2 protein-coding genes are annotated in these 6743 nt (G+C 68.7%); both read left to right on the top strand.

Features of this window, described 5'->3' with window-relative positions; translation table 11 throughout:
* A partial coding sequence (locus RUU78_RS15390; RefSeq protein WP_313918134.1) for an SDR family NAD(P)-dependent oxidoreductase occupies window positions 1-5394 on the top strand: 5394 nt, incomplete at its 5' end.
* A partial coding sequence (locus RUU78_RS15385; protein ID WP_313918132.1) for a condensation domain-containing protein occupies window positions 5391-6743 on the top strand: 1353 nt, incomplete at its 3' end. The genes RUU78_RS15390 and RUU78_RS15385, both read left to right, overlap by 4 nt.

The following is a 6743-nucleotide window of genomic DNA, read 5'->3' as shown; positions in this document are numbered from 1 at the left end:
GGTGACGGTGCGGCCGCGTTCGTTGCGGCCGAGGCGCCGCCGCTGCCGGACGCGGTGACGAATGCGCAGGCGCAGGCCGAGCGGGCAGCCGTCGAGCAGCAGCAGTTGCAGGTGCTCTATGTGCAGTTGCAGCGGATGGGATTGTTCGGGACGCCCATTGCGCAGCCGTGGGCCGAGGCGATCGAGCGGTGGCGCGTGTCGCGCGGTGTTCGTCCGCTGTATACGCGATGGATCGGACAGAGCCTGACGCTGCTGGTGGCGGCGCAGATGCTGGCCGAAACGCCGGAAGGGCTGGTGCCGGGTGCGCGGGCGCCGCTCGATGCGGCGGCGGTGGATGCGTCGTGGCAGGCCTGGTGCGAGCGCTGTCGCACGGATGCGGACCTGGCTGCGCAGACCGGCCTGATCGAAGCGACCCTGGCCGCATTGCCGGAGATATTGGACGGGCGTCGCCTGGCGACGGAGATCGTGTTCCCGGATTCGGGCATGAGCCGGCTCGAAGGTGTGTACGGCCGCAACACGCTGGCGGACTACTACAACGGCGTGGTGGCCCAGGTGGTTGCGGCGGGGATCGAACGTGAGCGGCAGCGTGATCCGCAGTGTCGCGTGCGGATCCTCGAGATCGGTGCGGGCACGGGCGGCACGAGCCAGGTGGTATTCGAGCGTCTGCGCTCGCAGGCGGCGTCGATCGAGGAATATGCGTACACCGATATTTCGCGTTCGTTCCTGATGCATGCGCAGGAGCGCTTCGGCGCCCAGGTGCCGTACCTTCGCTGCGAGCTGTTCAACGTGGAGCAGGCGCTGGAAGGCCAGGCGATCGTGCCGGGCAGCTACGACATCGTGATTGCGGCCAATGTGCTGCATGCGACGCGCGACATGGGCGTGACGCTGCGCCACGCGAAGGCGCTGCTCAGGAGCGGTGGGCTGCTGGTGCTCAACGAGATCAGCCAGTTCAGCCTGTATACGCATCTGACGTTCGGACTGCTGGACGGCTGGTGGCGGTTCGAGGACGAGGCGGTGCGCATAGCCGGCACGCCGGCGTTGTCGCCGGCGTCGTGGCAGCGGGTGATGGAAGGCGAGGGGTTCCGCGCGGTGCAGTTCCCGGCGCAGGCGGCGCATGGGCTGGGCCAGCAGGTGGTGGTGGGGCAGAGCGACGGCATGATTCGCGTGGCAGCGGCGACGTCGCTGCACACGGTGACGGCGCGCGTGTCGACGGCGGTGCGGCGCAGTGAAGGCCGGGCGGTCGACGAGCAGCGTGAAGCGCAGGTGCGCAGAACCATTGCCGAGGCGATCGCGGTGACGCTGAAGCTGTCGCCGGATCGGGTGGACGTGGACGAACCGTTCGCCGACTACGGCCTGGATTCGATTCTCGGGGTGAACGCGGTGCGGCTGATCGCCGAGCGGCTGGGGATCGAGCTGCGGGCGACCGTGCTGTTCGATTACCGCACGGTGGCGAAGCTTGCTGCGCACATCCTGGCCGTGCATCGGCTGGCGGACGACGATACGGCTGTGCCGGCGGATGACGGTCGCGGCGACGAGCCCGCCGCGATCGCGCCGCCGCTGGGGTGGACGACTTCCCCTGCGGCCCCGTTCGCGCCGGTGCTCAACGTTCCTGTGGGACGGCCGGAGCCGATCGCCATCGTCGGCCTGAGTGCGCGCTATCCGCGTTCGGAAGACGCGGCGCAGCTGTGGGAGCACCTGGCACGCGGCACCGATCTGCTCGAGGAGAGCGAGGGTTCGACCCTGCGTCCCGGGGCCGTCGCCGACATGGACCGGTTCGACGCGCTGTTCTTCAACATCTCCGCCGTCGAAGCGACCTACATGGACCCGCAGCAGCGGCTGTTCCTGGAAGCGTCGTGGAAGGCGCTGGAAGATGCCGGCTATGTCGGCGACGTGATCGAGCAGTACCGCTGCGGCGTCTATGTGGGCTGCGCCAACGGCGACTACAACACGTTGCTGAGCGGCGACGTACCGCCACAGGCGTTCTGGGGCAACGCCGGGTCGATCACGCCGGCGCGCATCGCGTATTTCCTGGACCTGCACGGTCCGGCGCTGGCGATCGACACGGCGTGTTCGAGTTCGCTGGTCGCATTGCACGTGGCGAGCCAGGCCCTGCGTGCCGGCGAGATCGATCTCGCCCTGGCCGGCGGCGTCTTCATCCAGTCGACGCCGACGTTCCAGCTCTGGGGCGCACGCGCCGGCATGCTGTCGGCAAGCGGCCGCTGCTACACCTTCGACGATCGCGCGGACGGCTTCGTCGTCGGCGAGGGCGTGGGCGTGCTGGTGCTCAAGCGTCTGTCCGATGCGCTGGCGGCCCGCGACCACATCCACGGCGTGGTGCGCGGCAGCGGCATCAACCAGGACGGCGCGACCAACGGCATCACCGCACCCAGCGCGCTCGCGCAGGAGCGGCTGGAATGCGAGGTGTACGACACCTTCGGCATCGATCCGTCACAGATCCAGCTGGTGGAAGCGCATGGCACCGGGACCAAGCTCGGTGACCCGATCGAATTCCAGGCGCTGACCCAGGCGTTCCGGCGCTATACCGCGCAGCGCCAGTACTGTGCGATCGGTTCGATCAAGACCAACCTGGGGCATACCGCAACGGCCGCCGGCGTGGCCGGCGTGATCAAGGTGCTGCTGTCGCTGCAGCATCGGCAGATACCGGCGTCGATCCATTTCGACAACGGCAACAGCCACATCGACTTCGCCGGCAGTCCGTTCTACGTGAACACGCAGCTGCGGCCCTGGGACGTGCCGGCCGGCGGCGCACGCCGCGCCGCGGTCAGCTCCTTCGGCTTCAGCGGAACCAACGCCCACGTGGTGATCGAGCAGGCGCCGGAGCGCGGGTCGCTGCCGGCCGCGCGGCCGGGCCAGCTGATCGTGCTGTCGGCGCGCACGGAAGCGCAGTTGCGCGAGCAGGCGCAGCGCCTGCAGGCGCACCTGCAGACGCACAAACTGGACTGCGGCGACGTGAGCTATACGCTACTGCGTGGTCGCAAGCACTTCGCGCACCGCCTGGCGTGTGTGGTCAAGGATGTGCAGGAACTCTGTGCGCTGCTGGCGAGCTGGCTCGCCGGCACGGCCGGCGAGACGGTATACGTCGGCGCGGTCCGCGAGAAGGCCAGCCGCGCACGCGCCGGATTGACGGCAGTTGGCGAGGAATGCATCGCGGCCTGCAGGGGACTGGCGCTGCCGGTGGACGAGTACCGGCAGAAGCTGGGCGTGCTGGCGGACATGTACGTGCAGGGTTACGCGCTGAAGTTCGAGCGGTTGTTCGACGGCAACGGCAACGGCCGCGTGCCGCTGCCAACCTACCCGTTCGCGCGCCAGCGGTACTGGGTGGCGACGCAGCCCGTGGATGCCCCGCCCCGTCGCGACGGCGCCGAGCGTGCATGGGACGAAACCCCGCCGCACCGCGGCGATGTCGGTGCGCTCACCCTGGCGCCTCGCTGGGAGGTCCTGCACGATCGCGCCGACGCGAGCTGGCCGACACACGCGGCACGCGTACTCGTCGTCGGGGCGACGCCGCAACACGAGCGCGAACTGCGCGAACACCTGCCGCAACTCGACACGATGCCCGCGACGACAGCGTCGGTGGCGGAAATCGCCGCGCGCCTGCAGGCAATGCCGGATATCGATCATGTCGTCTGGATCGCGCCGGCTTCCGCTCACGGCATCGACGACGACCGCCTCATTGCCGGGCAGGACTGCGGCGTACTCGCCGCGTTCCGGCTGGTCAAGGCCTTGCTCGAGCACGGCTACGCCGATCGCTCCCTCGGCCTGACGGTGGTCACGTGGCAGACCCAGCTCGTGCAGCCCGGCGAAGCCGTCGAGCCGGCGCACGCCGGCGTGCACGGCCTCATGGGCAGCGTCGCGAAGGAATATCCGAACTGGCGCGTGCGCTGCGTCGACCTGCCGCTCGACGGCGCATGTCCGATTGCCGCTGCCTTCGCGCTGCCGCCCCATGCAGACGGCAATTCCTATGCGTACCGCGGAATGCATTGGCATGTGCTGCGCCTGGCGCCCTGCAACGTGCGGAGCCGGAACACCGCGTACCGGCACGGCGGCGTCTACGTGATCGTCGGCGGTGCCGGCGGCCTGGGTGTCGTGCTGACCGAGTACCTGCTGCGCAACTACGCGGCACAGGTGTGGTGGATCGGCCGCCGGGCGCCTGACGCGGACATCGAGCAGAAACTGCAGGCGCTTTCGCGCTTCGGTCCTGCACCGCAGTACTGCTGCGCCGACGCCACCGACCGCGATGCGCTCGAACGGGTCTGCCGGCAGATCGAGCAGCATCACGGCGTCATCCATGGCGTGATCCACTCGGCCGTCGCCGTGCAGGACCAGAGCCTCGAACGCATGGACGAAGCGACGTTCCGCACCTCCATCGCGGCGAAGGTCGACGTCAGCGTGCGGCTTGCGCAAGTCTTCGCGCCGCGCTGCCAGGATTTCGTGCTGTTCTTCTCGTCGATGCAGAGCTATGCGCGCAGCGTCGGGCAGAGCAACTACGCCGCAGGCTGTGCGTTCAAGGATGCTTTCGCGCAGCGCCTCGCCCTGCAGTCGCCGGTCAAGGTGGTGAACTGGGGTTTCTGGGGCGGCGTGGGCGCTGCGTCGTCCGATCGATACCGCCGTCTGATGGCGGTGGAAGGCTTCGCCTCGATCGAGCCGGCCGAGGGGATGCAGGTGCTGGAAGATCTGCTTGGCGGCGAGGCGACACAACTGGCGTTCGTGCGGACCACGCGTCCCGGCGCCTTGGGCGCTCTCGCCGGCGGCTTCGATCCGGCCGCGCCCGCTGCGGCACACACGTCCGACGATCCGTCCGATCCGGTCGGCGCGATCACTGCGGTCACGCTTGGCGTGCTGGCCGGGCTGACCGGCGTGGAGCCGGGCGAGATCGATGTCGACCAGCCGTTCGGCAACTACGGTGTCGACTCCATCATCTCTCGGCGCCTGCTGCGCGAACTGGACACGCGCTACTCCGTGTCGCTGCCCGGTCGCGTGCTGTTCGATTACGACAGCGTGGGTGCGCTCGCGGAGTACATTGCGCAGCTCGCGCCGCTCGCACGTGCGGCGACCGGTTCGTCCAGCGCGGACACGACGCGGACCGATCGCGCGGAGGTGTCGCAACATGCCGACGCGACGCGGCTCCGGGATGCGTATTCCGCGTCACCTGACGGACGATCGTCCATAGCCGCGATCGAGACATTGCTCATTGCGCCGCCCGCACGTGTCGCGACCGATTCGTCCGGTCCCGGCGAGAAGTGGGCCGATCGCGTAGCGGAGCCGGAACCGGGCGACGCGACGCGGCTCCAGGACGCGCTTGCCGCGTTCCGTGACGGAAGCACGTCCATCGACGTGATCGAAGCAATGCTCAATGAGGAATCCTTGCCATGAGGCGAGATCTGCTGCTGGCTTACCAGAGCGGTCTGTTCACGACGCAACAGATGGTCGAGCGGCTGGCCGCGCTCAACGCCAGCGAGCGCTACGCGCTGTCCGAAGCGCAGCGCGGCCTGTGGCTGCTCGAGCGTGACGCCAACGCGGCCTACAACGTACCGGTCGGCTTCCGCATGCGGGGTCGCGTCGATGTGCAGCACTTGCGTAGCGCGTGGGCGGTAACGCTGCTCGAGCATCCGAGCCTGCGTGCCACGGTGCGCGCCGAGGGCGGCAAGCTGTCTCAGCACGTCACGGCGGCGCGCACGCTGCCGTTCGAGCAGCACGATGCGTCGGACTGGTCTGACGCCGCCATCGACGCGCATCTGCGCGCGGTGCTGAAGCGGCCGATCCGTCTCGACGGCGGCCCCCTGGCCACGCTGCACCTGCTGTCGAAGGGCGAGCGCGACCACATCGTGCTGCTCGTCACGCATCACCTCGTATTCGACGGTGCGAGCGTCGAGCCGCTGTTGTCGACCCTGTTCGGCACGTACCAGGCGTTGCGCGATGGCGTGGTCGTCGAACCTGCGGTGCAGGCGGCCCGCTATCGCGACTTCGTCGAATGGGAGAGCGAGTATCTCTCCGGCGCGCGTAGCGCCGCGGATCGCGAATACTGGATGGGTCGCCTCGCGGGTGCGCCGCCGCATCTGCCGCTGCCTTCCGATCACGGCCCGGCGGCGCAGACGCGGATCGACGGCCGCACACATTCGGAACTCCTCGCGGCCGATCTCGCCGCACGCGTGCGCGCGGTCTGCGTCCGCCTGAAGATCAGCCCCAGTGCGATGTTCCTCGGCCTGTACAAACTGTTGCTGCATCGATTCACCGGCGCGTCGGACATCGTCGTCGGCGTGCCGACGCTGGGAAGGCCTGAGCCGGGATTCGAGCGGGTCGTCGGCCTGTTCGCCAACATGGTCGCCGTGCGCGGCGCGGTCGATCCCTCCAGCGCATTCGACACATGGATCCGGCAGCTGCAGAGCGCGCTGTCGGACGATCTGGATCACGCGCACTACCCGTTTGCGCGCTTGGTGCGCGATCTCGACCTGTCGCGCCACGGCGAGCGCGAGCCGGTCTTCCAGGTCGCGTACGAGTACGAGAGCGACGGCATGTCGAACACGCAGCGCCTGCGCAAGGCGTTCGCGGAAAAGCTGCGGATCGAGCCGCTCGACGGTTTTCATCAGGAAGGCTATTACGCGCTGGCGCTCGAAGTCGTCGAGAGCGGCGCCACATTTGCACTGAACTTCAAGTACGACAGCAATCGGTTCCTGCCCGCGACGATCGAGCGGTTGTCGCGTGAGTTCGTGGAGCTGGCGGGG

This window comes from Tahibacter sp., from assembly GCF_032229445.1.
In the GTDB taxonomy this organism is placed as follows: Bacteria; Pseudomonadota; Gammaproteobacteria; order Xanthomonadales; family Rhodanobacteraceae; genus Tahibacter.
The sequence above is the reverse complement of the archived record's forward strand: the minus strand, read 5'-3'. Positions and strand labels throughout refer to the sequence as shown.